We start from the raw sequence: 25,285 nt of genomic DNA, 5'->3' as shown, positions 1-25,285 counted from the left end.
ATCTCTAGATAAGTAACTGATAGATTAGGAAATCGTAAAAAAGGAGCTGTGGAAAAGCTGTGGAAACAAAAATATTTCAAGCAGAAGAATTGGCCTATGCGGCGGAATTGCTGAAGCGCGGGGAATTAGTCGCCTTTCCCACCGAAACGGTCTACGGATTGGGCGCTGATGCGCTTTTGCCGGAGTCTGTCAAGCAGGTTTTTCAGGTCAAAGGACGTCCCAGCGATAACCCTCTAATTGTTCATGTGGCCGACTTCAAGATGACCGAACCCTTTGTGGACAAGTATCATCCCTTGACGGAAAAAATCGTTCAGCATTTTTGGCCGGGTCCCTTGACTTTAATTTTTCCAATTAAAAAAAACAGTCTGAGTGCCGTTGTAACCGGTGGCTTATCCACAGCTGCCTTTAGAATGCCAGACAATAAAATAACAATTGATTTGATAAAGAAAACTGAAGCGCCGCTGGTAGGACCTAGTGCAAATACTTCTGGCAAGCCAAGTCCCACCACAGCACAGCATGTTTTTCATGATTTAAAAGGAAAAATTGCTGGGATATTAGATGACGGTGCTACCCAAATTGGTGTGGAGTCAACAGTCCTGGATTTGAGTGGAGAAGTACCGGTCATTTTGCGGCCAGGGGCTATCACGAAGGAGCAGCTGGAGGCTGTTTTGCAAACGGAAGTGCTTTTGGACAAGCATTTGGTTAAAGAAAGCGAAACACCCAAAGCTCCAGGTATGAAATACAAGCACTACTCGCCAGACACACCCGTTGTAATGGTACGGGCAAATGATTGGGAGCAGGCGATCGCATGGGCTCAGCAGGAACAGCAACGAGTAGGAATGTTGGCCGGCCCAGCAGTTGGCGAGAAGTTTGCGACTGAAGATCGTTATATTTTTGAAGACGACACGGTGGAAGCTGCCACTCGCGGCTTGTACAGCGGCTTGCGAGCTTTGGATGAAGCTGGGCAAAGCGATGTCATTTTAACCCAGGTTTTTGAGGAGAGTGAATTAGGCGCTGCCTACATGAATCGCTTAAAAAAAGCCGCTGGTCAAAAATATTTTGAAAAAAATTAGCCAAAACATTCGATTATGGAGCAATCTTTGCGTATACTAGAAACAACAATCATGAAAGGTGAGGATGGATTTGAATTATCAAGCACTAGATCCCGATTTATGGGAAGCCATAGCAAAAGAAGAGCAGCGACAACAAAACAATGTGGAGCTGATTGCTTCTGAAAATATCGTCTCGAAGGCTGTTCAAGCAGCACAAGGCAGCATTTTGACGAATAAGTACGCAGAAGGTTACCCTGGACGTCGTTATTATGGAGGCTGTGAATTCGTCGATATCGTCGAAAATCTAGCCATTGATCGTGCCAAAGAATTATTTGGTGCAAAATTTGCGAATGTTCAAGCACATTCTGGCTCTCAAGCAAACCAAGCAGGTTACCTTTCATTAATCGAAGCCGGTGATACGGTTTTGGGAATGGACTTGGCTGCTGGAGGTCATTTAACCCACGGTTCTCCAGTGAACTTTAGCGGGAAAACCTACAACTTTGTGGCTTATGGAGTTGATCCATCAACTGAAGTGATTGATTATGAAGTCGTACGTATTTTGGCTCGCAAGCATCAGCCTAAATTGATTATTGCTGGAGCTAGTGCCTATAGTCGTGTGATTGATTTTGCCCGTTTCCGTGAAATTGCTGATGAAGTAGGCGCAAAATTAATGGTCGACATGGCTCACATTGCTGGTTTGGTTGCTACAGGTTTACATCCTAACCCGGTTCCTTATGCAGACGTGGTTACTTCAACTACACACAAAACATTGCGTGGTCCACGAGGCGGGTTAATTTTAACCAACGATGAAGCATTAGCTAAAAAAATCAACAGCGCGGTATTCCCTGGAATCCAAGGCGGTCCGTTGGAGCATGTGATCGCTGCGAAGGCAATTGCTTTGAAGGAAGCAATGTCTGAAGACTTCACGACTTATCAGCAGCAAGTATTGGATAATATCCAAGCGATGGTGAAGGTCTTTAACCAGGCACCAGAAAGCCGAGTTATCTCAGGGGGAAGCGACAATCACTTAATCTTGCTGGATGTAACTGGCTTTGAAATGACCGGTAAAGAGGCGGAACGTTTATTGGATACCGTGCACATTACGGTCAATAAAAATTCCATTCCTTTTGAAACCAAGAGTCCATTCCAAACAAGCGGTATCCGAATTGGTACAGCAGCCATCACTAGTCGCGGCTTTAAAGCAGACGATGCGAAGAAAATTGCTGAACTGATCGTGGAAACGTTACGTTCTGGAGAAGACGAAAGCCGCTTAGATGCAGTGAAAAAAGCGATCTTAGAGCTAACTGATGCACATCCTTTGAATGTCTAGTATTATGACTAGTTTTCTAATAAGGTTTGCCTTATAATAAGAGTAAAATATAGATGAGGAGCTATTCATTATGGGAAAGTTTCAAGTAATTGATCATCCATTAATTCAACACAAATTAACAATTATCCGGGACAAGGACTGCGGAACGAAAGTATTTCGTGAAGTAGTGGGTGAGATTGCCAACTTAATGGCTTATGAAGTATCTCGTGATATGCCGTTAGAAGATATTGAAATTGAAACACCAATGCAAAAATCAGTCCAAAAAACATTATCAGGTAAAAAAGTAGCGATTGTGCCAATCCTGCGAGCAGGTATTGGGATGGTAGATGGAATTTTAGAATTGATTCCGGCTGCTAAAGTCGGCCATATCGGCTTATTCCGTGATGAAGAGACCTTAGAGCCTCATGAATACTTCTTCAAAATGCCAGAAGATATTGACAGCCGTCAATTATTTATCGTTGATCCAATGCTGGCAACTGGCGGATCAGCTATCATGGCGATTGATTCATTGAAAAAACGCGGCGCTTCAAACATGAAATTTGTCTGCTTAGTGGCTGCTCCAGAAGGTGTTAAAGCTTTACAGGATGCTCACCCAGATGTAGACATTTATACTGCTGCATTAGATGATCGCTTAAACGAACATGGTTACATTGTTCCTGGTTTAGGTGATGCGGGTGACCGTTTATTTGGTACAAAATAAAAAAATTCAGTGATCCAAACGGATCACTGAATTTTTTTCATTTCTTTATAGTTGATAACTACAACTCCGTTGGACTGATTAATCAATTCAGCGTTTTTGGTGTTCTCATCAATTTCTACCACAGCAGCATTTTTCAGCTGCTTAGTAATCACGCCAGTTTGGGGCTGATTGCGAACAGTGAACGTTACACGTGTCTGAACAGGAAAATCTTTTCCTGCTTCTGAAGGGTCGATCTGCGTTGTCATTTTACCAAATGTGGCCATGTAAAAGCTCCCCCTTTAATCTTACAGCTTAAGTACATTATAGCATATTTCGTTGAAATTTTCATGTAACCGCTTTTGACAGATGTTTGGGCTTTACATTTTGTTAAAAGTTTTCTATAATTTCATTTGTATCGATTGCCAGCTTAGCTCAGTTGGTAGAGCAACGCACTCGTAACGCGTAGGTCACAGGTTCGATCCCTGCAGCTGGCACTAGCTTAAAACGCCGTCATATCAAGGTTTTACCTTGATTCATGACGGCGTTCGTTTTACATTTTTTGTCCAGGTGGGCAGAAAACTGGGCAGAGAATTTTCGAAATAACAAAAATATCGCTAAGAATAACGTGAAATCAGTCGATAACCTGAGTCAAATGAGGTTATCGATTTTATTTATACCAATAATTGAGAGGAGGTTGTCTGTTATGAAAGCCAAAATAAGCAAGCCGGTAATTTATCGACTGCTGATAGTCATTTATATTATTGCCATGACGGCTTATCCAAACCCGTTCTCATTCATGAGCTTGAATGTCTTTTTAGCTTGGCTGCCGATTGAGTTCGGTCTGCTTTTTACCCGTATCCAGACTAACTGGCGCTATCTTTTTGGCGGATTGTGGTTATTGTTCTTTCCCAATGTGCCTTATCTGCTAACTGATTTGTTTCATTTGGAAGCTTTAAGTATTTATCAGTCACAGGGGTTGTTTCAGCTTGTTCCGACGGATTGGCTGATGTTTCTTTTATTGGTGCTGCCGATTTTTATCATGGTATTAGTTGGAATGAGTCAAGCAGTGGGGATAGTTAGACAGCTTCCTTATGGGAAGAATTATTCTGGGTTTAGTTTAACCTTATTGGCATTCTTATCAGGAGTCGCTATTTACATTGGACGCTTTGAACGGATTCATTCCATCGAGCTGATTTTGCATCCTGTGTCAACCTTATCTTTGTTAATCGGGAATTGGTCGATTGGAAAAGTGCAATTTGTCCTGATATTTATGGTCATTCAGTGGGGAATCTGGCTGTTGCTAAAGGAATTGAAAATAATTAAAATAGAAGACTAAATTTTTTTCAAAGTCGTGGATGCGGCCTTTTATTCGCAGCTAGAAGCGTCTATAATAAGCAAGTATATCGTTGGAAAAGGGATGACACATGGATACAATTAAAAGAAATAAAGACAATCGGATTGATTACGGGGTCATTTTGCCGGTCTTTCTGCTTTGTTTGATTGGTTTGCTTTCCCTCTATGTGGCGTTAACACACGACCCTAGAGATACAAATATTTTTCGCGGCATTGCAATGCAGAGCTTATGGTATGCATTGGGTGCTTTAGTAGTAGTTATTATTATGCATTTGGATGCTAAATGGTTGTGGCGTTTAACGCCGTTTTTGTATGTCATTGGTTTGGCGGTTATGCTAGCCCTGCTGGAGTATTATGATCCGACGTTAGCGGCTTCCACGGGATCAAAAAACTGGTTTAGGTTTGGAACGATGACCTTCCAGCCCTCGGAGTTAATGAAAATCGCGTATATATTAATGCTGGCGCTGATAATCACCCGGCATAACGTGAAAAATAGTTTACGCACGCTGAAAACGGATCTGCTGTTAATCGGCAAGCTGGTTTTAGCTACAATTCCTGTTTTGGTTTTGGTTAAGATGCAAAATGACTTCGGAACGATGCTGGTGTTTTTAGCTATTTTTGCTGGGATGTTCTTAATGTCAGGGATTTCCTGGTTGATTGTGGTGCCGGCGATTATACTTGTGGCCGTTACTGGGACTGCGGTCATCTTACTAGTAACGACTGACTTTGGTCGGGAGCTTTTGTCGAATGTCGGCTTTAAGAGCTACCAGTTTGCCCGGATTGATTCCTGGCTGGACCCGTTCCATGATCCTCAGGGACAAAGCTTTCAGTTAGCTCATGCGTTGATGGCTATCGGCTCAGGCGGCATGTTTGGGACAGGTTATAATGTTAGTAATGTTTATGTGCCAGTTCGTGAATCGGATATGATTTTTAGCGTGATTGGTGAGAACTTTGGTTTTATCGGCGGAGCATTTGTGATTCTGCTGTACTTTGTATTGATTTATCGCATGATTCGTGTATGCTTTGATATGAATAATGAATTTTACGCTTATATCGCAACGGGCATTATTATGATGATTTTGTTCCATGTGTTTGAAAATATCGGCGCCAATATTGGGCTTTTGCCATTGACGGGGATCCCGCTGCCTTTTATCAGCCAAGGGGGCTCGTCGATCATCGGAAATATGATGGGAATTGGCTTGATTCTTTCAATGCGTTATCAAACTGCGAAGAAGCTGGAAACTAGGAGGACCCGTCGTGTATAAATTTTATGAATATCCCAAATGTTCCACCTGCAAAAAAGCCAAGGCTTGGCTGAAAGCAGAAGGGGTGGAATTTGAAGCGATTGATTTAGTTAGTCAAACTCCCTCAGCTGAGGAGCTTGAAGCCTGGATGGAAAGTACAGATCTTCCGCTGCGCCGCTTCTTTAATACTAGCGGAATGAAATATCGCGAGCTAAATCTTAAGGATCAAGTAAAAGACTTGACGATTGAAGAAGCAAGTCGTATATTGACTAGCGACGGCATGTTGGTGAAACGACCAATGATAGTCAAAGATGGAAAATTCATCATTAACGGCTTCAATGAAGACGCATATAAAGGAGTATTCGGATAAAATGGCACACTTAAAGAAAAAAGATGGATTATGGGTTTTGCATAACGATAAGGATTTTTGTATGGGATTAACCAAAGAAATACAAGATGAATTAGGCGAAGTTTCATTTGTCTCTTTTCCTAAAATTGGTCAAACAGTGAAGGCTGGCGAACCATTTTTAGAAGTTGAAGCGGAAAAAGCAGTCAGTGAGTTCAAAAGTCCGGTGACAGGTGTAGTTGCTTCCATCAATGAAAAGGCTGAAAAAGATCCAGCAGCTTTGAATACTGAAGACGAATTAGATGCTTGGGTACTGTCTTTTAGACAGGTTGATGTGGAAGAATTCGAAACACTTTAAGAAAATTGCTAAAATCAATTGACAGATAAAATTTAGATTTGTTATAATTCACTCATATCATATGAGAAAGCAATGAAAAGAAGAGTACATCTGATGAACGTTTTAAGAGAGTCCCGTTAAGCTGAGAAGGGATAACGAGAATAAGATGGAAGATGGTCTTTGAGCAGAATTGACGAGCGTAAGTAAGTCAGTTACGGGAGTGCCCGTTACAGCACCACAGTATGCGAAGAACAACATTCAAGTACTGGATGAGGTGATTGTCGCGAGGCATTCATAAACATAGGTGGTAACACGAAAGTATAGCTTTCGTCCTAAGTGTACGTTTGTACATTTAAGACGGGAGCTTTTTTTATTTATCAAGGGGGAGACAACAATGGCATTGATCGAATTACGCCAAGTGGAAAAAACTTTTTCAGGCAAAGCCGGTCAGATTCATGCAGTAAGCGGTGTTGATCTGACAGTTGAACCAAAAGATGTGTATGGGATTGTCGGCTATTCTGGTGCCGGAAAAAGTACACTGGTTCGTTTGCTGAATGGATTAGAAACAGCCACTAAGGGCGAGGTAACAATTAAAGGTGAAGATGTAGCGAAAATGCAAGGAGCAGAGCTGCGCAACTTTCGTAAAAAGGTAGGCATGATCTTCCAGCATTTCAATCTATTATGGTCTCGTACCGTAAGAGAAAATATTCAATTACCCTTAGAATTAGCAGGGGTGGCAAAAGAGCAAAGAAAACAAAAGGTTGACGAGCTGATTAAACTGGTTGGCTTGGAAGGTCGGGGCGATGCGTATCCGGCACAGCTGTCTGGGGGACAGAAGCAAAGAGTTGGGATTGCTAGGGCTTTAGCCAATGATCCGGATATCCTGCTTTGCGATGAAGCCACGAGTGCATTGGACCCGCAGACAACGGAAGAAGTGTTGGACTTGTTAGCAGATATCAATGCTAAGCTAGGTTTAACAATTGTACTAATCACTCACGAGATGAACGTGATTCGTAAAATTTGCAACAAGGTAGCCGTTATGGAGCAAGGAAAGATTGTGGAAGAAGGATTTGTCAAAGATGTCTTCCGTCATCCGCAGCAGGAAGTAACCAAGCTTTTCGTCCAACAGGAGTTAGAACCGAATGCGGATACGACTGAATTGGTCCAGGAATTTCTAAAAGAGAATCCCAACGGCACCTTAGTGACTTTGCACTTTTTAGAAAACAATGCCGGTGAACCAGTCGTTTCCCAAGCGATTCGCAATTTCCAAGTTGATATCAGTATTGTTTACGGAAATATTGAGCGAGCTGACGGCAATTCTTTCGGTACCTTAACCGTTCAAATCACAGGTGCTGAAAAAGAAATTGATCAAGCATTAGCTTTTATCAGAAGTCAAAATGTTGAGGCGGAGGTGATTCATCGTGGATAAAAGCTTTAGTGAAACCTATCTAAACTTTGAACAGCTAGACCCGGAAACGTTAAAACAAGCGATCATTGATACCTTATTCATGACCTTTTCTTCGATGATTTTGGTCTTCGTTATCGGATTATTGTTAGGTTTGGCGCTTTATACTTTGGGGAGAAAGAAAACCGGGGGCAAGAGCTTGCTGTATGGGATTGTATCGGTGATTGGGAATATCTTTCGTTCCACACCATTTATGATTCTGATGGTATTGATCATTCCTTTTACTAAATTATTAGTAGGAACGATGTTGGGGGCCAAAGCAGCGATTCCGGCCTTAGTTCTTTCAGCGGCGCCATTTTATGCCCGTCTCGTGGAAATTGCTTTTCGCGAAGTCGACAGCGGTGTGCTGGAGGCGGCGGATTCCATGGGTGCCAGCTATTTTGAAATCATCTATAAAGTATTAATTCCAGAAAGCTTGCCAGCGTTAGTATCAGGTATCACAGTGACAACCATCACTATGATCGGCTTTACGGCGATGGCTGGAGCAATCGGTGCCGGCGGGCTGGGAGCATTAGCTTGGCAGGAAGGCTACCAGCGGGGCAATTATACCGTGACTCTTTTAGCTACTGTCATCATTTTAATTATTGTGTTTATCGTTCAAGGAGTCGGGGACTTTTTGACGAAGAAAACAGATAAACGATAAAAATATTAGGAGGAAAATAGAATGAAAAAGAAATTATTAGGTCTAACAGCAATTGCATTAGTAACAGTTGGTTTAGCAGCATGTGGAAACGGCGGCGATAATACGGCTGACAGCAGCGGCGGCGGAAGCGCCAGCACGGATACATTGGTTGTGGGAGCATCACCAACACCTCACGCTGAAATTTTGGAACATGTGAAGCCTCTTTTAGAAGAAGAAGGCATCAATTTAGAAATCAAAAAATTCGATGACTATGTATTGCCAAACAAATCATTGGCTGAAGAGGAATTGGATGCCAACTACTTCCAGCACAAACCGTTCTTTGAAAAAGCCGTATCAGAAAATGATTATGACTTCGCCGATGTAGGTGCAGTTCATATTGAACCAATGGGCTTGTACTCTAAGAAAATTACGGATATTAAAGATTTAGAAGATGGCGCAACGATTATCTGTTCAAACTCTGAGTCTGACTGGGGTCGAGTGATTTCGATTTTAGAAGCAGCAGATTTAGTCACTGTCAAAGATGGTGTAGATATCGAAACAGCTACGTTTGATGACATTGATGAAAATCCAAAAAAGCTAGAATTTAACCACAGTGTAAACCCTGAACTATTGGCTTCTACTTACAACAATGATGAAGGCGACTTGGTAGCTATCAACGCAAACTTTGCATATGGCGCTGGCTTGAACCCAATCAATGATTCAATTCTTTTGGAAAGCGACAACTCACCTTACGTGAACATCGTGGCTACTCGTTCTGAAGATAAAGACGACGAACGCATCCAAAAATTGATGGAAGTATTGCACCGCGAAGAAGTTCAAGATTGGATTCTTGAAAAATGGGACGGCTCAGTAAAACCCGTTGCCGAATAAACCATAAACTAGCGAATACCCTTAACAGTCCGGCTTAGCCGATTGTTGAGGGTATTTTTTTGATTTTTTAAAGAAAGTATAAGTTATTCACAATTTGAAAGCTGATTAAACCAATTCTACTGATGTCCGGCTTCACAAACTAACTTTGTCGGCAATAAGCGAAAATTTGGAGAAACTTGAGGAGCAGTTTATCCAAATTTTAGTCTTATTGCTCCAAAGCTGGGCGAGTTTGCGAAGCCTTTCTTATGGTTATTTATAAAAAGATGGAAGATAGCGTTCAAGAAATAAAAAAACAAAACATCGTTGAACGATTTCGTTCAAACAAACTGAACGAAAACTGCTACAAAAGACTTATTAACCGAAAAACGTTCAAACTATTGAACGGTTTAGATAACGGTGCTATAGTGATCACAGATAAGCGAAAGCGATAACATAACTTTAGGAGGTGAGTTTTTATGGATTTGGCTAGTTTGATGATGAACGACTTAGTTATTTTTGATGAATCAATTCGTTCAAAAGATGCACTTTTTGAACGGCTCGGTCAGCTGTTGGAGGAAAATGGACGTGTAACAAAAGCAAAAAAAGTAGTAAAAGATTTATACAAGCGTGAGGAAGAGACTTCAACGGGTATTGAAGATGGATTTGGTATTCCACATGCCAAAAGCAAACATGTTTTAAAACCGACTGTCTGCTTTGTTCATACCAGTCAGATATCAGACTACAAAGGTTTGGACGATCAACCGATCGAATGTGTTTTTGCCATTTTAGTTCCTAAAAAAGCAGCAGATATCCATTTAGATATTTTAAGCGGATTATCAAGAAAGCTAATGAATCAAGCGTTCAGAGATCAATTAAAGCAAGCTGTCAGTTCAGAAGAAGTAATGGAAATTATCCATGGGGAGGAATAATCATGAAAATTGTAGGAATCACTGCTTGTCCCACCGGTATAGCCCATACATATATGTCGGCTGAAAAATTGGAGGTCACAGCAACTAATTTAGGACATCAAGCAAAATTTGAAACACAAGGAGCCAAAGTTGAAAACGAATTGACTTCAGAGGAAATCGCTGCAGCAGATGCCATTATTATAGCCGTTGATAAGGATATTGATTTGTCTCGTTTCGCTGGACGGAAGGTCAAACGGGTTTCAACTGGACGTGCCATCAAAGAACCAGAAAAAGTGATCGAAGAAGCGCTAAACAATGAAGGCACGATGCAGGTTTCAACTTCAGAGCAAGGCGAATCGAATCAACAAAAATCCGGCATTTACAATCATTTTATGAATGGTGTAAATTACATGCTGCCGTTTGTTATTGCAGGAGGGATCATCATTGCATTAAGTTTTGCGTTTGGGATTACAGCTTCTGATCCTGAATCGGCTGACTATAATGTGCTGGCAGGTGCACTCTCGACCATCGGTGGCGGTACAGCCTTTGCCATGATGGTTCCAGCATTAGGTGCAGGGATTGCTAGTTCGATCGCCGGAAAACCAGGATTTGCTCCCGGTATCGTGGCAGGGTTATTAGCTGCTAACGGTGGATCAGGTTTCTTAGGTGGTATGATTGGCGGGCTGTTAGCTGGGTATATTACTAACTTCTTGGCAAATAAAATTTCTGTCAAAAAACAGCTGGCTGCTATTTATCAGCTGATCGTTGTTCCGTTAGTTTCTATATTAGTCGTTGGTCTAGCAATGGTTTTCTTAATTGATCAGCCAATTGCTTGGGTATTAGATGCGTTAACTGCTTGGTTGAATGGATTAGGTAATACTTCAGGGCTATTGTTCGGTCTTTTGATTGGCGTCATGATGGCAGCTGATATGGGCGGACCAATTAATAAATCAATCTCGACTTTTTCTATCGGTTTAATGTCAGCAGGTGTTAATGCACCAATCGCGGCTTGTATGGCGGCTGGTATGACACCACCATTAGGTTTAGCTTTGGCAACCATCTTGTTTAAGAACAAGTTTACTAAAGAAGAACGAACTTCTGGTCAGTCATGTTGGATTTTAGGAGCATCTTATATCACTGAAGGAGCCATTCCTTTCGCGGTTGCTGATCCGTTCCGGGTAATTCCGAGTCTTATGTTGGGTTCAGCTACAGCAGCCGGAATTTCCATGGCAGCTGGGGTTACATCAATGGCTCCCCATGGCGGTATCTGGGTGATGTTGATTCCTAATGTAATGAATAATTTACCAATGTATTTATTCGCACTAGTTGCTGGAACAGTGGTTACAGCAGTATCAGTCGGATTGCTAAAAAAACCTGTTGTTTTAACAGAAGAACCAACGCAAGAAAAACTAACTAATGAGGTGGAAGTATAATGTTGTATACGATGAAGGATTTATTGAAAGTTGCTAAGGAAAATAAGTTTGCGGTGCCGGCGTTTAATATTTGCAGCTACGACATGATGAAAGCGATCATGGAGGAAGCAGAAGCTCAAAATGCTCCTGTCATTTTAGAAATTCATCCAGACGAAATTGCTTATTTAAATGATGAGTTTGTCGAATCAGCCCGGGCCTATGCTCACAATAGTAAAGTTCCAGTTGTGATTCATATGGATCATGGTGGAACAGTCAAAGATGTGATGCGAGCAATCCGCAATGGTTATACTTCGGTAATGATCGATGCATCCGCTCAATCGTACGAGGATAATATGGCTATCACGAAACAAGTGGTTGAATTGGCTCACAATGTCAATGTTTCAGTGGAGGCAGAGCTTGGAACCATCGGCAACAACGGCTCAGCAGAAGGTGGATCAGCAAATATTATTTATACAGATCCTGATCAAGCAGAAACTTTTGTAAAAGAAACTGGGATTGACACATTAGCGGTAGCGATCGGAACAGCTCATGGTCTTTATCCTAAAAACATGACACCGAAATTAAATATTGAATTGCTGAAAGAATTAAACCAGCGCATTGATATTCCGTTTGTACTTCACGGTGGTTCAGGCAATCCTGATAGTGAAGTCAGTGAAGCTGTAAAATATGGTGTTGCCAAGGTGAATTTAAGCTCTGACTTGAAGAGTGTTTTCTTTGATGCTTTGCGGGAAATATTAAGTGCAAATCCTGATATGCTGGAACCAAATGAGGTTTTCCCAGGAGCTAATGAAAAAGTCAAAGAAGTGGTAAGACATAAAATGAACGTTCTCCAAACTGTGGGCAAAGCTGATTTGTATTAATTAATAAACTCAGGGCAATCCTTTAGATTTCGATAAGGGATTGTCTTTCTTTTTCTTTTAAGACTAGAATGAAACTGAATGTCAAACAAAGGGGAAATGTTTTATGCTAAGCGTTGTTGAAGATCGTCAGCAGCAGATTGTTAACTATCTCAAAGTGCATAAATTTGCCAGAGTTGCTGACTTAATTGATTTGGTTAATTACAGTGAAGCGACGGTCAAAAGAGATTTAATCATGCTGGAAAAAAGTGGACTAATCCGCCGAACCCGTGGAGGCGCGATGATTGTTGACAACAAGAAAATCGACGTGCCTTATTTGATGAAGGTGACACAGCTCAATGAAGAGGACAACAAGCAATACATTGCCAATGTTGCGGAAACCTTAATCAAAGATGATATGGTGATTTTTATCGATTCCAGTACGACGTGCTTGCATTTGGTGCAAAATTTAGGCAAGTTTGATGGTCTTCAGATTATCACAAATGGTGTTATTACCGCAGCAATGCTTAGTGAGTTTACTTCAGCTCACGTGTCTATACTTGGCGGTTCGATTGTACCCAGGCGGGCTACGATTAATGGTTCAAAAGCTTACAACGACATCTTGACCTATAACGCTGATTTGGCTTTTATCGGCTGTCGCGGGTTGGATTTCGAACATGGTGTGACTGAAACTCATGAAGGTGAAGCGTTGATGAAAAAAGCCTTCCGCAGACAGAGCAATCAGCTGGTAGTTTTAGCAACATCAGACAAACTGGATCATAAGTACATGTATCAAGCTATTGCCTGTCACGAAATCGACTATGTGGTAACGGATCAACCGTTGTCGCTAGAAAAAATGGAAAAACTGAAGCAGCATCACATAAAATGTTTGTACTGAAGAATCAGGTTTCGTGCCTGGTTCTTTTGTTTTACATTAGAAGAAAAGCATCAGCACTTTCCGGACAGTGCCAGAATGGAAACCTAATGTGAAACGGTATTCGATTATCAAAGAACGTAACCCTAACTTTAAGGGATCGGCGGATCTGGCGAATTCTTCTGCTGCTGTGGGATCGGTTTTTTTCTAAATCTTCGACTGAATAATTTTTTGATCGTGTTCGGAGGCTTTCTTGGTGTATCAAGCGATGTTGGCTCCGACGGTAATTCAGGTTTCAATTCTTTTGTGTCTTTTTCGATTAATGCTGTTTGTTGTTTAGCAACTGGCAAAGCAACTTGGGCTGGACAATTTGCCAGCACTTCTTCATTTGCTAAATCAGTCGAAGGCTCTTGCCAAGCCAAAAGCAAAGTTGATTGATTCAAACTAATTGGTTTATTGGGCTCTCCGAAAAATTCATCCTCCATAAAAAGCGGTGTTTCAATCGTTTCAACGTATTTTGCCGAGACGACTTCTTGAAACAGGTCAATGCCGTCTTTTTCAAAAATATCTAAGCTGCTTAACAGCTCAAAAGCTTCTTTGATTTCTTCTGGACTTTTTTCGGTGTCTGGGTTCTTAATGTTCAGCGTGTGTTTTTTTCCTGCACTATTCAGGAAAGTTCCTACTAGACTGATCATCTCAAAGGCTCCTTTCAATAATTATTCTATGAGTGACAGACGATGAAGTTTTGACTCAAGGGACGGCGGCTTTTGCTGGCAGGAATCTAGCAATTTGTGCACCAAGCACAGACTTGGCCTTTTCAACAAATTTTCTAACCGGAAACAGCTTTACTCCAAGCTTCGCCCATTCCACATCTTCGAAATACTCTGCAAAATAATAAAAATAGCGTTTCATGGTGCGAGTAGCCTTGGTGTGTAAAAATAATTGGCGAACCAGGTCTTTTAATACTAAGGCGAATTCTTCTGCTCCTAATTGGTAACGTACTCTTAAGCTCAGTATTAGTTTTAGCGTCATCGTGCTGTCTTGCGTTTCTTGGTAAAAATCCGAAATACGTTGTTTGAGTGTTTCGAGTTTGAGGTTGAAAATCTGCTGCGGAGTGAATGGTTGTTTTGGCATATGAATCTGCTCCTTTTTTTCATTTTTATTTTCTGTAACGGATGTATTCCAGCTGGTGCCTAAAAGATAAACAAATTCCAGAAAAAAGTCCACATGCGACTTAGAAAGGTTACCCCCGACTTGTGCACCTTGGTTTTCAATGAAAGCTTGATATGATTGGATTCTTCTTTTTTTGCAGTCAAAAAAGTTGTCTAAGTCGCAGGTGAAATCTTTGTGGTCTTTTTTGAATAAAAATGACTGAAAAGTGCTCAAAACCTTGATAAATCAAGGGAAATGCTTATTAAGCCAATTATTAAGGAATTCTTAAGATAGGATAATTTTTAGGATTAAGCAGCTGGAAAGTTTCTTGAATGAGCCCGAAGTTCCGTCCGAGTTAGTAGGAGTGAACGGCTTTTTGAGCTAGTACAGAGTGAATCGAGAATAATTCTAAACAAAAGCTCGTTTTATTTTATAAAATTGCCGATTTCGTTTGAATTACATTCTCAATTAGTCTAAAATAGGTGAGAACGAATAAATAATTTGGAGGGAAATTCATGTCTGTTTTAGAGATTAAAGATTTGCATGTATCCATTGAAGATAAAGAGATTTTAAAAGGTGTTAACTTAACCATGAAAACGGGAGAAATCCACGCCATCATGGGACCAAACGGAACTGGTAAATCAACCCTTTCTGCTGCTATTATGGGGAACCCCAATTACGAAGTTACTCAAGGCGAAATCTTGTTTGACGGAACCAATGTATTAGATTTAGAAGTCGACGAACGTGCTCGTTTAGGGCTGTTCCTAGCAATGCAATACCCAAGTGAAATTCCTGGCATCAGTAATGCGGAATTTATGCGGGCTGCTATGAATGCTGGCCGTGCCGAAGACGACAAAATTTCTGTCATGACTTTCTTGAAGAAATTAGATGCAAAAATGGAATTGTTGAACATGCCGGAAGAAATGGCTGAACGTTACTTAAACGAAGGCTTTTCTGGTGGTGAGAAGAAGCGTAACGAAATTCTTCAATTATTGATGATCGAACCTACTTTTGCGATTTTAGATGAAATTGACTCAGGTTTGGATATCGATGCATTGAAGGTTGTATCAAAAGGAATCAACGCGATGCGGGGCGACAAATTTGGCGCACTGATCATCACTCATTACCAACGTCTATTAAACTACATCGTGCCAGATTTTGTGCATATCATGATGGATGGACAGGTTGTTTTATCTGGTGATTCTGAATTGGCTAAGCGTCTTGAATCTGAAGGCTACGCTGGAATTTCAGCTGAATTAGGTATTGATTACAAAGAAGAAGTGTAGGAGGCAAGATAAATGACAAACTGGATGGATTATCTTGACGCTGTGAAGGCATACTCTGCTTCATGGGAAGAACCTCAATGGATGACCGACCTAAGGGTTTCTGCCTTAGAAAAGATTGAGCAATTGCCGTTGCCGGTGATTGAAAAAGTAAAATTTGCCCGTTGGCATTTATATAATGTAAAACCGGAGCGTCAATTAGAAGCGGGAACTGTTCCCAACTTTGATCAAATGGCTGACAATCCGATGGTAGTACAAGCTGGCGATGATACAGTCTTTGAACAAATTTCTCCTGAATTAACTGAGAAAGGCGTTATTTTCACTGATTTGATGACTGCTATGAAAGAACACCCTGAATTGGTCAAAGAATACTACATGCAAAAAGCTGTACCAATGGATGAAAACTCTTTGACGGCTTTGCATGCAGCCTTTATGAACAATGGTGTCTTTCTATACGTGCCGAAAAATGTGGTAATCGAAGAAGCCTTGGAATCTTTATTTATCCATAACGGCAACAGCGATGCCCATTTCTTTAAACACGTATTGATCGTCGCAGAAGAAAATAGTGAATTTTCTTATTTGGAACGTTTTGAATCTCATGGAGCTGAAGCCAAGAAATTAGCTGGTAACATCGTAGTAGAAGTGATTGCTAAGCCAGGTGCTCGGATTAAGTTCTCAGCCATCGATACGCTAGGCAATAACATCGCAACTTACATGAATCGTCGTGGCTACTTGATGCGAGACTCAATGATCGATTGGGCAATTGGGATTATGAATGACGGCAATATTATTGCTGATTTTGATTCTGATCTGATCGGTGACGGCGCTCATTCTGAAGTGAAGATTGTCGCTATTAGTACCGGTAAACAAATCCAAGGAATTGATACCCGCGTAACCAATATGGCCTCACATACGATTGGTCATATCCTGCAGCATGGTGTTATTTTAGAGAAATCTACCTTGACCTTTAATGGGATTGGTCACATTTTACGTGGTGCTAAAGGAGCCGATGCCCAACAAGAAAGCCGTGTCTTGATGCTTTCGACAAAATCTCGCGGTGATGCCAACCCAATTTTATTAATTGAAGAAAACGAAGTGACTGCCGGACATGCTGCTAGTGTTGGCCGAGTAGATCCTGATGACTTGTTCTATTTAATGAGTCGCGGTCTGAACAAGGATGAAGCGGAACGTTTAGTAATTCGCGGATTCTTAGGCCCAGTGTTAACAGCTATCCCAGTCAAAGCTGCCCAAGACCAACTGATCGCAACGATCGAAGGGAAGTTGAAAAAATAATGCTGGATTTTTCGAAGGTACGGGAAGACTTTCCCATTTTATTTCAAGAGGTTAATGACGAACCGTTAGTTTATCTTGATAATGCGGCGACCACTCAAAAGCCTAAACAGGTGCTGGATGCGTTGAAGTATTATTATGAAAATGACAATGCTAATGTTCACCGCGGCGTGCATACGCTAGCGGAACGAGCAACGGAAAAATATGAAGGTGCCCGGGAAAAAGTCCGAGCCTTCATCAATGCCAAAGAGACAGCAGAGGTTTTGTTTACTCGGGGAACCACTACCGGTTTAAACTGGCTGGCTCGCAGTTATGGAGATGCCAATGTTCAAGAAGGCGACGAAATTGTCATCTCCTTCATGGAGCATCATTCCAACATTATTCCTTGGCAGCAATTAGCTGATCGCAAAGGTGCAAAGCTGCGCTATATTTCTATGACCGAAGAAGGATTTTTGGACATGGAAGAGGCTAAGCAGATCATCAACGAAAAAACAGCGATTGTTTCGATTGCTCATGTATCGAATGTGTTGGGTGTAATCAATCCAATTAAAGATCTGGCTGATCTGGCTCATGCCAATCAAGCGGTTATGATCGTTGATGGTGCTCAGTCCACTCCGCATATGAAGGTTGATGTTCAAGCGTTAGATTGTGATTTCTTTGCTTTTAGTGGCCATAAGATGTGCGGACCGACCGGAATTGGTGTATTATATGGCAAAAGACCGCTTTTAGAGCAAATGGAACCAGTGGAGTTCGGCGGCGAAATGATCGATTTTGTCAATTTGTATGACAGCACATGGAAAGAATTGCCTTGGAAGTTTGAAGCAGGCACACCGAATATCGCCGGCGCGATTGCTTTAGGTGCAGCGATTGACTATTTGAATGCTATCGGAATGGATGCAATCCATCAGCATGAGCAGGAATTAGTTGCCTATGTCTTGCCAAAACTACAAGCCATTGAAGGACTAACGGTTTATGGTCCGCAAGATCCGCAAAATCATACGGGAGTATTGGCCTTCAATTTGGACAAAGTACATCCTCATGATGCGGCAACCGCTCTTGATATGGAAGGCGTTGCTGTGCGGGCAGGTCACCACTGTGCCCAACCATTGATGAAATATTTGCATTTACCGGCAACTGCCCGGGCCAGCTTTTACTTTTATAATACAAAAGAAGATGCTGATCGCTTAATTTTTGCTCTGGAAGCTACAAAGGAGTTTTTCAAAGATGGCGCTATCTAGATTAGACAATTTGTATCGTCAAGTAATTTTGGATCATTCTTCTCGCCCGCATCATTTTGGCAAGCTGAATGAATCTACTCGTACAATCGAAATGAACAACCCTACCTGTGGGGATGTTATTGAGTTGGAGCTGTCGGTTAAAGACGGCATCATCAATGACATTGCCTTTTCCGGCAGCGGTTGTTCCATCAGTACTGCCAGTGCATCCATGATGACGGATGCCGTGATTGGCAAAACAGTTGAAGAAGCAGAACACCTAGCTGTCAGCTTTGCCCAAATGGTTCAAGGCAATCAGTTGTCTGATGAAGACACCGATGCCTTAGGAGAAGCAGCGATGCTTAGCGGCGTAGCGAAATTCCCAGCCCGCATCAAATGTTCAACCTTAGCTTGGAAAGCTTTAGGCCGAGCGTTGACGGACGATGATGGGAAAGCGGTAGCGGGTCAATTTCATAAAGAATAGGAGCGGGAACTATGAGCGTACCTGAAATGCAAGAAGAATATCAATTTGGCTTCCACGATGATGTTGAACCGGTCTTTACTACTGGTGAAGGCTTATCAGAAGAAGTCATTCGCGCAATCTCCCGCGTTAAAGGAGAACCCGAGTGGATGTTAGACTTCCGCTTGAAGTCCTTGGAAACTTTTTACAAATTAGACATGCCGGAATACGGTCCTGATCTAAGTGAATTGGATTTCGACAAAATCAATTACTATATCAAATCCAGCAACAAACCAGCTCGTGACTGGGAAGATGTGCCAGATGAAATCAAAACAACCTTTGAACGCTTGGGAATCCCTGAAGCAGAACGGGCTTACTTGGCCGGAGCTTCTGCTCAGTACGAATCCGAAGTTGTTTATCACAACATGAAGGATGAGTTTGAAAAATTAGGCATCGTCTTTACCGATACCGATTCGGCTTTGAAAGAATATCCTGAACTGTTTAAGGAATATTTTGCTACATTAGTGCCGCCTACAGACAACAAATTAGCGGCTCTTAACTCAGCAGCTTGGTCAGGTGGAACCTTTATCTATGTACCAAAAGGGGTTCAAACCGATATTCCAATTCAATCTTACTTCCGAATCAATGCGGCCAACACTGGTCAGTTTGAACGGACATTGATTATCGTAGACGAAGGTGCCAGCATCAACTATGTTGAAGGCTGTACGGCTCCGACTTATTCATCAGACAGCTTGCATGCTGCGGTGGTGGAAGTATTTGTTAAAAAAGACGGCTATTGCCGTTACACTACTATCCAAAACTGGTCTAACAATGTCTACAGCTTGGAAACCAAACGTGGCCAAGCTCTAGAAAATGCTACCATGGAATGGGTAGATGGCAACTTAGGTTCTAAAGTAACGATGAAATACCCAAGTGTCTACATGAACGGTAAAGGCGCTCGCGGAACGATGCTTTCGATTGCGGTAGCCGGAAAAAATATCGTACTAGATAACGGTGCTCGAATGATTCATAATGCACCGAATACTTCTAGCACAATTGTGTCTAAATCGATTGCTAAAGATGGCGGCGCGGTTGACTATCGGGGAACAGTTCGTTTCACTCGTGATAGCGAAGGCTCCTTCAGTCATATCGAGTGTGACACCATCATCATGGATGATATTTCTCGTTCCGATACGATTCCTTACAATGAAATCATGAACGGCAATGTTTCTTTGGAACACGAAGCGAAGGTTTCTAAGATTTCTGAAGAACAATTGTATTACTTGATGAGTCGCGGAATCACCGAACAAGAAGCAACTGAAATGATCGTAATGGGCTTTGTTGAACCATTTACGAAAGAACTGCCGATGGAATATGCAGTCGAGTTGAATCGCCTGATCCAATTCGAGATGGAGGGGTCTGTCGGTTAAGAGTACAAAAGCCTTAAAACGTTGATAAATCAGCGTTTTAAGGCTTTTTTCTTTACAGTAAAACATCCATTTATTGGTTTAATGCTGCTTTAGTAACCTCAACATCAACCCCCATGCGCTCTGCTGTTTGTTCGACAGAAAGACCTGAATGGATAAATCTTTTTGCAACCATCACAATATTTTCGGCTACTTCGATGATGTGATGATCTAAATCATAGAATCTCACTGCACGCTGCCCCCAGCTGTGTTCTATGACCGGATGAAGATAGGTGACGTCACTATACTCTGCTAATTTTTTGATGAAGCTGTCGATATCGTCAGTTTCAAAGTATAATTCTACCGCATTATTTTCTAAGACAATATCAGCTTTTTTTCGATTGATAAAGTCTGGCCAAGTATCAATGGTCTGTAAAAAAATACCCTCAGACATTTGGACATTTGCTCCGGCATCCATAATGATTTTTAACCCAAATAATTCACTGTAAAATTGCTTCGATTTTTCGATATCAGTTACTGCGATTAATGTCCCTTTATACTGCATGATCATTCCTCCTCGTCTGCTAAACTTCTGCTTAAACAGAGTATATCAGACAAAATGTGGGAATTGGTCAAAATATTTACAGATGGAATGGGTGAATAATTTTCAATTATCTGTATAGGTATTTGGCTCTTGCTTTGAAAGTTGAGAGTTCGCTTTAGAATAGAAGAGAAGAGTCCTCATTCCAATAAATACATAGCTGCCTAATGAATGACCTGGACCATTTTTCTAAACCTCACTTTAAATTTTTTCATTTACCCTATTGATTGCGCTATCATTATATGCTATTATTCAGTCACAGCAAAATAACGTTATTGGCATGTTACTGATTATGCAGGCAAGACCAAGACAAACTAATTTCCAATTTTATTTGGGGATGGTTTGGCTTGGTCTTTTTTATTTTTTAAAAAGGAGAGAATAGGATGAACTATCGTGAAGTAGGAACAAAAGTATTAGCACTTGTTGGTGGGAAAGAAAATGTAGTCAGCTTAACTCATTGTGCTACGAGGTTACGTTTTGAATTAAGAGATAAGAAAAAAGCAGATACAAAAGCACTAGAAAAGACGGCTGGGGTAATTAGTGTCGTAGATAGCGGTGGACAATATCAAGTAGTTATTGGAAATGAAGTTCAAGCCGCTTTTAAAGAAATACAAAAAGAATTAGGTGATTCAGTAAGAAAACAGAAACCAGCTGAAAACCAAGAAGGGATTATTTCGAGATTAGTAAGTGTCATTTCTACGACTTTCACCCCAATGATTCCGGCGATTACCGGTGCGGGGATGGTTAAGGCAATCTTGGCGGTATTAACGCTTACTGGTGTACTTTCAGACAGTAGTCAAACATATATTATTTTGAATACCATTGCAGATGCTGCCTTCTATTTCATGCCGGTTCTGTTAGCCTATGGAGCGGCAATCAAGTTTGAAGTTAGCCCGATTCTGGCGATTACAGTTGCGGGAATTTTACTTCATCCAAACATTTCGCAGTTATTTTCGTCAGGCGATCCGGTTTCTTTCTTGGGAATTCCTGTATTAGCAGCCGATTATGCAGGTTCGGTTCTGCCGATTATTTTCACGGTATGGATTATGTCATATGTAGAGCCATTTGCTGATCGTATTTCGCCATCTTTTATCAAGTTTTTCACAAAACCAATGTTAGTCTTTCTGATTATGGGACCTTTGGCTTTAGTAGTTATTGGACCATTTGGAACTTTATTAAATGATTTAGTAGCGATGGGGGCTGAATGGATCAATGGGAAAGCGGCTTGGTTGATTCCATTTTTAATGGGTGGATTGCAGCCTTTCCTTGTTGTAACTGGAACAGCTTGGGCGATGACGCCGATTGCAACGATGCAATTAAGCAGCACCGGTTCAGAAATGATCAACGGTCCCGGAATGCTGGCTTCCAATATCGCTCAATCTGGAGCAACCCTTGCTGTAGCCTTTAAAACGAAGAATAAACAATTGAAGCAGCTAGCTGTTTCTACAGGGATTACGGCCTTAATGGGTATCACTGAACCTTCACTTTATGGGGTAACACTGAAACTAAAAAGACCCTTGGTTGCATCCATGATCGGTGGCGCAATTGCCGGATTATATGCGGGACTGAGCGGACTGGTAAGATATGCCTTTGTTTCTCCAGGTTTAGCAGCCTTACCTGCTTTTATCGGAGAGAATCCAATGAATATTGTCCACGCAATTATTACTTGTCTGATTGCCTTTTTTGGAACGTTTATTATTGCCTACCTAATCGGCTTTGAGGATGTCATCGATGAAGAGGATTCGTTAGGTCAGGAACCAGGCAATGCAGCAATTAAGATTGAAAGCCCGGTAAAGGGAACTGTTTATCCCATTTCAGAAGTAAATGACGCTATTTTTTCAAAAGAGCTATTAGGAAAAGGGGTCGCTATTACGCCTGAAGATGATACGATTTATTCACCAATTAACGGTGAAGTGATTACTGTGTTAGAATCTAAGCATGCGATTGGTTTACGTTCAAAAGAAGGAATCGAAATTTTAGTTCATATTGGGATCGACACTGTTAATCTTAAAGGGAAGCCTTTTGAAGTTTTTGTAAAAGAAGGCGATCAAGTTTCTGTCGGTCAAAAATTAATCGAAGCAGACTTTAAGCAAATCAAAGAGGCTGGCTACGATGATACGGTAATTTTAGTCGTAACTAACAGTGAAAACTTCGAGACAATCGATGAAACAACTGGAAACACAGTTGAGAACGAACCAATTATGGTCATTAATTAAGGAGTGAATTTTTGTGCAATACCAACAGCTTTCGTCATTTCCCGAGCAGTTCATGTGGGGTGCTTCTATCAGTGCTTATCAGGCAGAAGGTGCCTATCAAGAAGACGGGAAACTACCATCAATTATCGACGAATATCAGCATGATGAAGATGTGGCGGGCTTTGAAGTCGCCTCAGATTTTTACCATCATTATAAAGAAGACATTTTGCTTTTTAAAGAATTAGGGCTAAAAGCATTTCGTTTTTCAATAGCCTGGACTCGTATTATGGGGAAGAACCCCGGAGAGACGAATGAAAAAGGAATCAATTTTTATCATCGGGTAATTGATGAGTGTTTAGAAAATGGAATCGAACCCATTGTTACCATGTATCATTTTGATTTGCCCTATCATTTAGAGGAGCAGGGAGGATGGTTGAATCGTCAAACAATTGATTGCTTTTTAGATTACGTGAAGGTATTATTCGCTGAATATGGCGACAAGGTAAACTATTGGCTGACTATCAATGAACAAAATACGATGATTTTACATCCTGGAGCTATTGGTCTTCCTAAAGACGGCAGTTTGCCTTCAAAAAAAGAACTTTTCCAAATTAATCATCATGTCTTATTGGCCCAAGCTCAAGCAATTGCTCTTTATCATCAATTGGATATGAAAGGGAAAATTGGCCCAGCCATCAATTTGACAGCTATGTATCAAGCGACAGCTAATCCAGAGGATGCGATCGCAGCTCATAATTGGGAAACATTACGGGGCTGGTCATTCTTAGATGCTGCGGTTCGTGGGAAATACAATTATTTATTTGAAAAGTATTTGAATGATCGTGACATATATCCTAAAATTGAAGCAGGAGATTTTGAGTGTTTAGCAGCCGGAAAGCCAGATTTTATTGCCATCAATTATTATTCCACTGCGACGATTGCAGCAAGTAAAAATGATGGATCAGATGTTTCAGCTAGAGCTGGTGATCAACAAATTATGCTGGGTGAAGAAGGCGTCTATCGAGCGGCCGAAAATCCTTATGTCGATAAAACGCCATATGGTTGGGTAGTTGATCCGACAGGCTTAAGATTGACCTTGCGTAAGCTGTATGATCGTTATGAACTGCCCATTTTAATTACCGAAAATGGCTACGGTGCTCCTGATACAGTTGGCGAAGACGGAAAAATACAGGATAACGACCGAATTGATTATTTGCAAAAGCATATTTTTGTTATTCAAGAAGCACTAACTGATGGAGTCGATGTAATTGGTTATTGTCCATGGTCAGCAATTGATGTAGTCAGTACACACCAAGGCTTCAATAAGCGTTATGGTTTCATTTACGTTGATCGAACAGATAAGGAACTCAAAACCTTAAAACGAATAAAAAAAGAAAGCTTTTACTGGTATCAGAAGGTAATTAGTCAAAACGGTTTGAGTTAGAGGAAAAGGTGAATCGAATGAGGGTAACTAAAACATTAAATAATAGCTTGGTATTATGTCTGGATAAAAATGACAAAGAAGTTGTTTTGATGGGAAAAGGCATCGGCTTTCAAATGAAAAAAGGCGATTTAGTTCCAGCCGATAAAATTCAAAAAGTATTCAAGCTTGATTCACTTTCCGATTCTCTAAAGAAGGACTACATTAAACTGTTTGAGGATGTCCCTGATGAGTTAATCATTTGTGTTAAAAAAATTATCGATCAAGCGAATACTAAGTATGATGAACCACTGAATAAGAACTTATTTTTTACACTAGTTGATCATCTGAATTATGCAATTGAAAGAAGTGAAAAGGGGATTATTTTCCAAAATCGACTGTTAATCGAGATTCAAAAATATTACCCTAAAGAGTACTCGATCGGTTGCTACGCCATTGAATTATTGAACAAAAAACTGGATGTGGAGCTTTCAGAGGAAGAGGCTGGCAATATTGCTTTTCATATAGTGAATGCTCAAAGCGATCAAGCAAATATGGAAGAAACGATGCTTTCTGTCAGAGCGTTGAAAGACATACTGACGCTGCTGAGTTATTTGTTCCCTGAAAAAAAGGTGAACAAGGAATCGATGCTGTATTTAAGATTCGTTACCCATTTGCAATTTTTTATTGCTCGCATGATAAGAAAAGAAGAGCTCCCAGAAAAAGATGAATTCCTATTAGCTTCAGTTAAACAACGGTTTCCCAAAGAGTTCAATGCTGCTTTAAAAATAAAGGAGTATGTGGAAGAGGAAATCCAAGCAGCTGTAAATCAAGATGAGTTGCTCTATTTAACGTTACACATTTCAAGAGTCTATTGAAGACACGAAAAAGCTGCAAGAATTTGATTATCCATTC

26 protein-coding genes, 1 tRNA gene and 1 other annotated feature are annotated in these 25,285 nt (G+C 41.0%); of the genes, 23 read left to right on the top strand and 4 right to left on the bottom strand.

The genetic code is table 11. The annotated features are described in order from the left end of the window. Positions 1-59: 59 nt before the first annotated feature. The 3 genes from JZO70_RS02035 to upp all read left to right on the top strand — a co-directional run bounded on the left by JZO70_RS02035 (position 60) and on the right by upp (position 3,082). On the top strand, positions 60-1,073 hold the full coding sequence (locus tag JZO70_RS02035) for an L-threonylcarbamoyladenylate synthase (RefSeq protein ID WP_207671873.1): 1,014 nt from the start codon (positions 60-62) through the stop codon (positions 1,071-1,073). A gap of 64 nt (positions 1,074-1,137) precedes the next feature. Beyond that, positions 1,138-2,382 (top strand): serine hydroxymethyltransferase, encoded by a 1,245-nt coding sequence (gene glyA / locus JZO70_RS02030; RefSeq protein ID WP_207671872.1) that lies wholly within the window; start codon positions 1,138-1,140, stop codon positions 2,380-2,382. 70 nt (positions 2,383-2,452) lie between these two features. Beyond that, positions 2,453-3,082: a uracil phosphoribosyltransferase gene (upp, locus tag JZO70_RS02025; protein ID WP_207671871.1), complete on the top strand. Its 630-nt coding sequence runs from the start codon at positions 2,453-2,455 to the stop codon at positions 3,080-3,082. Between the two features lie 23 nt (positions 3,083-3,105). On the opposite strand, the gene JZO70_RS02020 is transcribed toward upp, so the two are convergent. After that, positions 3,106-3,345 carry a hypothetical protein gene (locus JZO70_RS02020; RefSeq protein WP_207671870.1) on the bottom strand — a complete coding sequence of 80 codons (240 nt, stop codon included), beginning with the start codon at positions 3,343-3,345 and terminating at the stop codon, positions 3,106-3,108. A gap of 137 nt (positions 3,346-3,482) precedes the next feature. Between JZO70_RS02020 and JZO70_RS02015 the strand changes: the two genes are divergently transcribed. From JZO70_RS02015 to JZO70_RS01960, 12 genes are all read left to right on the top strand, one after another. Next, positions 3,483-3,555, top strand: a tRNA-Thr gene (locus JZO70_RS02015). Between the two features lie 209 nt (positions 3,556-3,764). Then, positions 3,765-4,397 (top strand): DUF1361 domain-containing protein, encoded by a 633-nt coding sequence (locus tag JZO70_RS02010; RefSeq protein ID WP_207671869.1) that lies wholly within the window; start codon positions 3,765-3,767, stop codon positions 4,395-4,397. An 88-nt stretch (positions 4,398-4,485) separates the two neighbouring features. Continuing rightward, positions 4,486-5,679, top strand: a complete 1,194-nt coding sequence (locus JZO70_RS02005; RefSeq protein ID WP_207671868.1) for an FtsW/RodA/SpoVE family cell cycle protein — start codon at positions 4,486-4,488, stop codon at positions 5,677-5,679. Further along, positions 5,672-6,028, top strand: a complete 357-nt coding sequence (locus JZO70_RS02000; RefSeq protein WP_207671867.1) for a Spx/MgsR family RNA polymerase-binding regulatory protein — start codon at positions 5,672-5,674, stop codon at positions 6,026-6,028. The genes JZO70_RS02005 and JZO70_RS02000 overlap by 8 nt, the downstream gene beginning before the upstream one ends. A gap of 1 nt (position 6,029) precedes the next feature. Beyond that, positions 6,030-6,362 carry a glycine cleavage system H family protein gene (locus JZO70_RS01995; RefSeq protein WP_207671866.1) on the top strand — a complete coding sequence of 111 codons (333 nt, stop codon included), beginning with the start codon at positions 6,030-6,032 and terminating at the stop codon, positions 6,360-6,362. A gap of 63 nt (positions 6,363-6,425) precedes the next feature. Continuing rightward, positions 6,426-6,679, top strand: a binding site (T-box leader). 56 nt (positions 6,680-6,735) lie between these two features. Further along, complete coding sequence (locus JZO70_RS01990; RefSeq protein ID WP_207671865.1) at positions 6,736-7,770, top strand: methionine ABC transporter ATP-binding protein; 1,035 nt, start codon at positions 6,736-6,738, stop codon at positions 7,768-7,770. After that, positions 7,763-8,449 (top strand): ABC transporter permease subunit, encoded by a 687-nt coding sequence (locus JZO70_RS01985; protein ID WP_207671864.1) that lies wholly within the window; start codon positions 7,763-7,765, stop codon positions 8,447-8,449. Before JZO70_RS01990 ends, JZO70_RS01985 begins: the two co-directional genes overlap by 8 nt. A 21-nt stretch (positions 8,450-8,470) precedes the next feature. Next, the gene (locus JZO70_RS01980; RefSeq protein WP_207671863.1) at positions 8,471-9,319 is read left to right on the top strand and encodes a MetQ/NlpA family ABC transporter substrate-binding protein; all 849 of its coding nucleotides are present in this window, start codon (positions 8,471-8,473) and stop codon (positions 9,317-9,319) included. Positions 9,320-9,774: 455 nt separating this feature from the next. After that, positions 9,775-10,227, top strand: coding sequence for a PTS sugar transporter subunit IIA (locus tag JZO70_RS01975; RefSeq protein ID WP_207671862.1), 453 nt, complete (start codon positions 9,775-9,777; stop codon positions 10,225-10,227). Between the two features lie 2 nt (positions 10,228-10,229). Further along, positions 10,230-11,639, top strand: a complete 1,410-nt coding sequence (locus tag JZO70_RS01970) for a PTS fructose transporter subunit IIC (protein WP_207671861.1) — start codon at positions 10,230-10,232, stop codon at positions 11,637-11,639. Beyond that, positions 11,639-12,499: a ketose-bisphosphate aldolase gene (locus JZO70_RS01965; RefSeq protein WP_207671860.1), complete on the top strand. Its 861-nt coding sequence runs from the start codon at positions 11,639-11,641 to the stop codon at positions 12,497-12,499. The genes JZO70_RS01970 and JZO70_RS01965 overlap by 1 nt, the downstream gene beginning before the upstream one ends. A 103-nt stretch (positions 12,500-12,602) precedes the next feature. Next, on the top strand, positions 12,603-13,373 hold the full coding sequence (locus tag JZO70_RS01960) for a DeoR/GlpR family DNA-binding transcription regulator (protein ID WP_207671859.1): 771 nt from the start codon (positions 12,603-12,605) through the stop codon (positions 13,371-13,373). A 128-nt stretch (positions 13,374-13,501) separates the two neighbouring features. Here the strand turns inward: JZO70_RS01960 and JZO70_RS01955 are convergent, their stop codons facing one another. Further along, on the bottom strand, positions 13,502-14,044 hold the full coding sequence (locus tag JZO70_RS01955) for a DUF2922 domain-containing protein (RefSeq protein WP_207671858.1): 543 nt from the start codon (positions 14,042-14,044) through the stop codon (positions 13,502-13,504). Between the two features lie 55 nt (positions 14,045-14,099). Beyond that, a complete protein-coding gene (locus tag JZO70_RS01950) occupies positions 14,100-14,483 on the bottom strand; it encodes a hypothetical protein (RefSeq protein ID WP_207671857.1) in 384 nt (127 codons plus the stop codon). A gap of 533 nt (positions 14,484-15,016) precedes the next feature. On the opposite strand from JZO70_RS01950, the gene sufC reads away from it, so the two are divergent. Genes sufC through sufB form a run of 5 tightly spaced genes read left to right on the top strand, consistent with a single transcriptional unit; the run spans position 15,017 to position 20,178 of the window. Further along, a complete protein-coding gene (gene sufC, locus JZO70_RS01945) occupies positions 15,017-15,787 on the top strand; it encodes a Fe-S cluster assembly ATPase SufC (protein WP_207671856.1) in 771 nt (256 codons plus the stop codon). 12 nt (positions 15,788-15,799) lie between these two features. Further along, the gene (gene sufD / locus JZO70_RS01940; protein ID WP_207671855.1) at positions 15,800-17,077 is read left to right on the top strand and encodes a Fe-S cluster assembly protein SufD; all 1,278 of its coding nucleotides are present in this window, start codon (positions 15,800-15,802) and stop codon (positions 17,075-17,077) included. After that, positions 17,077-18,312 (top strand): cysteine desulfurase, encoded by a 1,236-nt coding sequence (locus JZO70_RS01935; RefSeq protein WP_207671854.1) that lies wholly within the window; start codon positions 17,077-17,079, stop codon positions 18,310-18,312. Before sufD ends, JZO70_RS01935 begins: the two co-directional genes overlap by 1 nt. Continuing rightward, positions 18,299-18,772, top strand: coding sequence for a Fe-S cluster assembly sulfur transfer protein SufU (gene sufU / locus JZO70_RS01930; protein ID WP_207671853.1), 474 nt, complete (start codon positions 18,299-18,301; stop codon positions 18,770-18,772). The genes JZO70_RS01935 and sufU overlap by 14 nt, the downstream gene beginning before the upstream one ends. Positions 18,773-18,783: 11 nt before the next feature. After that, positions 18,784-20,178 (top strand): Fe-S cluster assembly protein SufB, encoded by a 1,395-nt coding sequence (gene sufB / locus JZO70_RS01925; RefSeq protein WP_207671852.1) that lies wholly within the window; start codon positions 18,784-18,786, stop codon positions 20,176-20,178. A 70-nt stretch (positions 20,179-20,248) separates the two neighbouring features. Here sufB and JZO70_RS01920 read toward each other — a convergent pair whose 3' ends face one another. After that, a complete protein-coding gene (locus JZO70_RS01920) occupies positions 20,249-20,719 on the bottom strand; it encodes a VOC family protein (protein WP_207671851.1) in 471 nt (156 codons plus the stop codon). A gap of 419 nt (positions 20,720-21,138) precedes the next feature. Between JZO70_RS01920 and JZO70_RS01915 the strand changes: the two genes are divergently transcribed. From JZO70_RS01915 to JZO70_RS01905, 3 genes are read left to right on the top strand one after another with little or no spacing between them, the layout of a single operon-like run. Beyond that, a complete protein-coding gene (locus tag JZO70_RS01915) occupies positions 21,139-22,971 on the top strand; it encodes a beta-glucoside-specific PTS transporter subunit IIABC (protein WP_207671850.1) in 1,833 nt (610 codons plus the stop codon). Between the two features lie 13 nt (positions 22,972-22,984). After that, entirely contained in the window at positions 22,985-24,394 is a 1,410-nt protein-coding gene (locus JZO70_RS01910; protein WP_207671849.1) for a family 1 glycosylhydrolase, read from the top strand. 17 nt (positions 24,395-24,411) lie between these two features. Then, positions 24,412-25,248, top strand: a complete 837-nt coding sequence (locus JZO70_RS01905; RefSeq protein ID WP_207671848.1) for a PRD domain-containing protein — start codon at positions 24,412-24,414, stop codon at positions 25,246-25,248. The last annotated feature ends 37 nt before the right edge of the window (positions 25,249-25,285 follow it).

Origin of the sequence: Candidatus Enterococcus moelleringii (assembly GCF_017377575.1) — a bacterium.
Taxonomy (GTDB): domain Bacteria; phylum Bacillota; class Bacilli; order Lactobacillales; family Enterococcaceae; genus Enterococcus_A; species Enterococcus_A moelleringii.
The sequence above is the reverse complement of the archived record's forward strand: the minus strand, read 5'-3'. Positions and strand labels throughout refer to the sequence as shown.

What these genes read in the sequence shown, in the direction of transcription:
- glyA (WP_207671872.1), top strand. Translation starts at nt 1,138, where the DNA reads ATGGATTTGAATTATCAAGCACTAGATCCCGATTTATGGGAAGCCATA.
- upp (WP_207671871.1), top strand. Translation starts at nt 2,453, where the DNA reads ATGGGAAAGTTTCAAGTAATTGATCATCCATTAATTCAACACAAATTA.
- JZO70_RS02020 (WP_207671870.1), bottom strand. Translation starts at nt 3,345, where the DNA reads ATGGCCACATTTGGTAAAATGACAACGCAGATCGACCCTTCAGAAGCA.
- JZO70_RS02010 (WP_207671869.1), top strand. Translation starts at nt 3,765, where the DNA reads ATGAAAGCCAAAATAAGCAAGCCGGTAATTTATCGACTGCTGATAGTC.
- JZO70_RS02005 (WP_207671868.1), top strand. Translation starts at nt 4,486, where the DNA reads ATGGATACAATTAAAAGAAATAAAGACAATCGGATTGATTACGGGGTC.
- JZO70_RS01995 (WP_207671866.1), top strand. Translation starts at nt 6,030, where the DNA reads ATGGCACACTTAAAGAAAAAAGATGGATTATGGGTTTTGCATAACGAT.
- JZO70_RS01990 (WP_207671865.1), top strand. Translation starts at nt 6,736, where the DNA reads ATGGCATTGATCGAATTACGCCAAGTGGAAAAAACTTTTTCAGGCAAA.
- JZO70_RS01980 (WP_207671863.1), top strand. Translation starts at nt 8,471, where the DNA reads ATGAAAAAGAAATTATTAGGTCTAACAGCAATTGCATTAGTAACAGTT.
- JZO70_RS01975 (WP_207671862.1), top strand. Translation starts at nt 9,775, where the DNA reads ATGGATTTGGCTAGTTTGATGATGAACGACTTAGTTATTTTTGATGAA.
- JZO70_RS01970 (WP_207671861.1), top strand. Translation starts at nt 10,230, where the DNA reads ATGAAAATTGTAGGAATCACTGCTTGTCCCACCGGTATAGCCCATACA.
- JZO70_RS01965 (WP_207671860.1), top strand. Translation starts at nt 11,639, where the DNA reads ATGTTGTATACGATGAAGGATTTATTGAAAGTTGCTAAGGAAAATAAG.
- JZO70_RS01960 (WP_207671859.1), top strand. Translation starts at nt 12,603, where the DNA reads ATGCTAAGCGTTGTTGAAGATCGTCAGCAGCAGATTGTTAACTATCTC.
- JZO70_RS01955 (WP_207671858.1), bottom strand. Translation starts at nt 14,044, where the DNA reads ATGATCAGTCTAGTAGGAACTTTCCTGAATAGTGCAGGAAAAAAACAC.
- JZO70_RS01950 (WP_207671857.1), bottom strand. Translation starts at nt 14,483, where the DNA reads ATGCCAAAACAACCATTCACTCCGCAGCAGATTTTCAACCTCAAACTC.
- sufC (WP_207671856.1), top strand. Translation starts at nt 15,017, where the DNA reads ATGTCTGTTTTAGAGATTAAAGATTTGCATGTATCCATTGAAGATAAA.
- sufD (WP_207671855.1), top strand. Translation starts at nt 15,800, where the DNA reads ATGACAAACTGGATGGATTATCTTGACGCTGTGAAGGCATACTCTGCT.
- JZO70_RS01935 (WP_207671854.1), top strand. Translation starts at nt 17,077, where the DNA reads ATGCTGGATTTTTCGAAGGTACGGGAAGACTTTCCCATTTTATTTCAA.
- sufU (WP_207671853.1), top strand. Translation starts at nt 18,299, where the DNA reads ATGGCGCTATCTAGATTAGACAATTTGTATCGTCAAGTAATTTTGGAT.
- sufB (WP_207671852.1), top strand. Translation starts at nt 18,784, where the DNA reads ATGAGCGTACCTGAAATGCAAGAAGAATATCAATTTGGCTTCCACGAT.
- JZO70_RS01920 (WP_207671851.1), bottom strand. Translation starts at nt 20,719, where the DNA reads ATGCAGTATAAAGGGACATTAATCGCAGTAACTGATATCGAAAAATCG.
- JZO70_RS01915 (WP_207671850.1), top strand. Translation starts at nt 21,139, where the DNA reads ATGAACTATCGTGAAGTAGGAACAAAAGTATTAGCACTTGTTGGTGGG.
- JZO70_RS01905 (WP_207671848.1), top strand. Translation starts at nt 24,412, where the DNA reads ATGAGGGTAACTAAAACATTAAATAATAGCTTGGTATTATGTCTGGAT.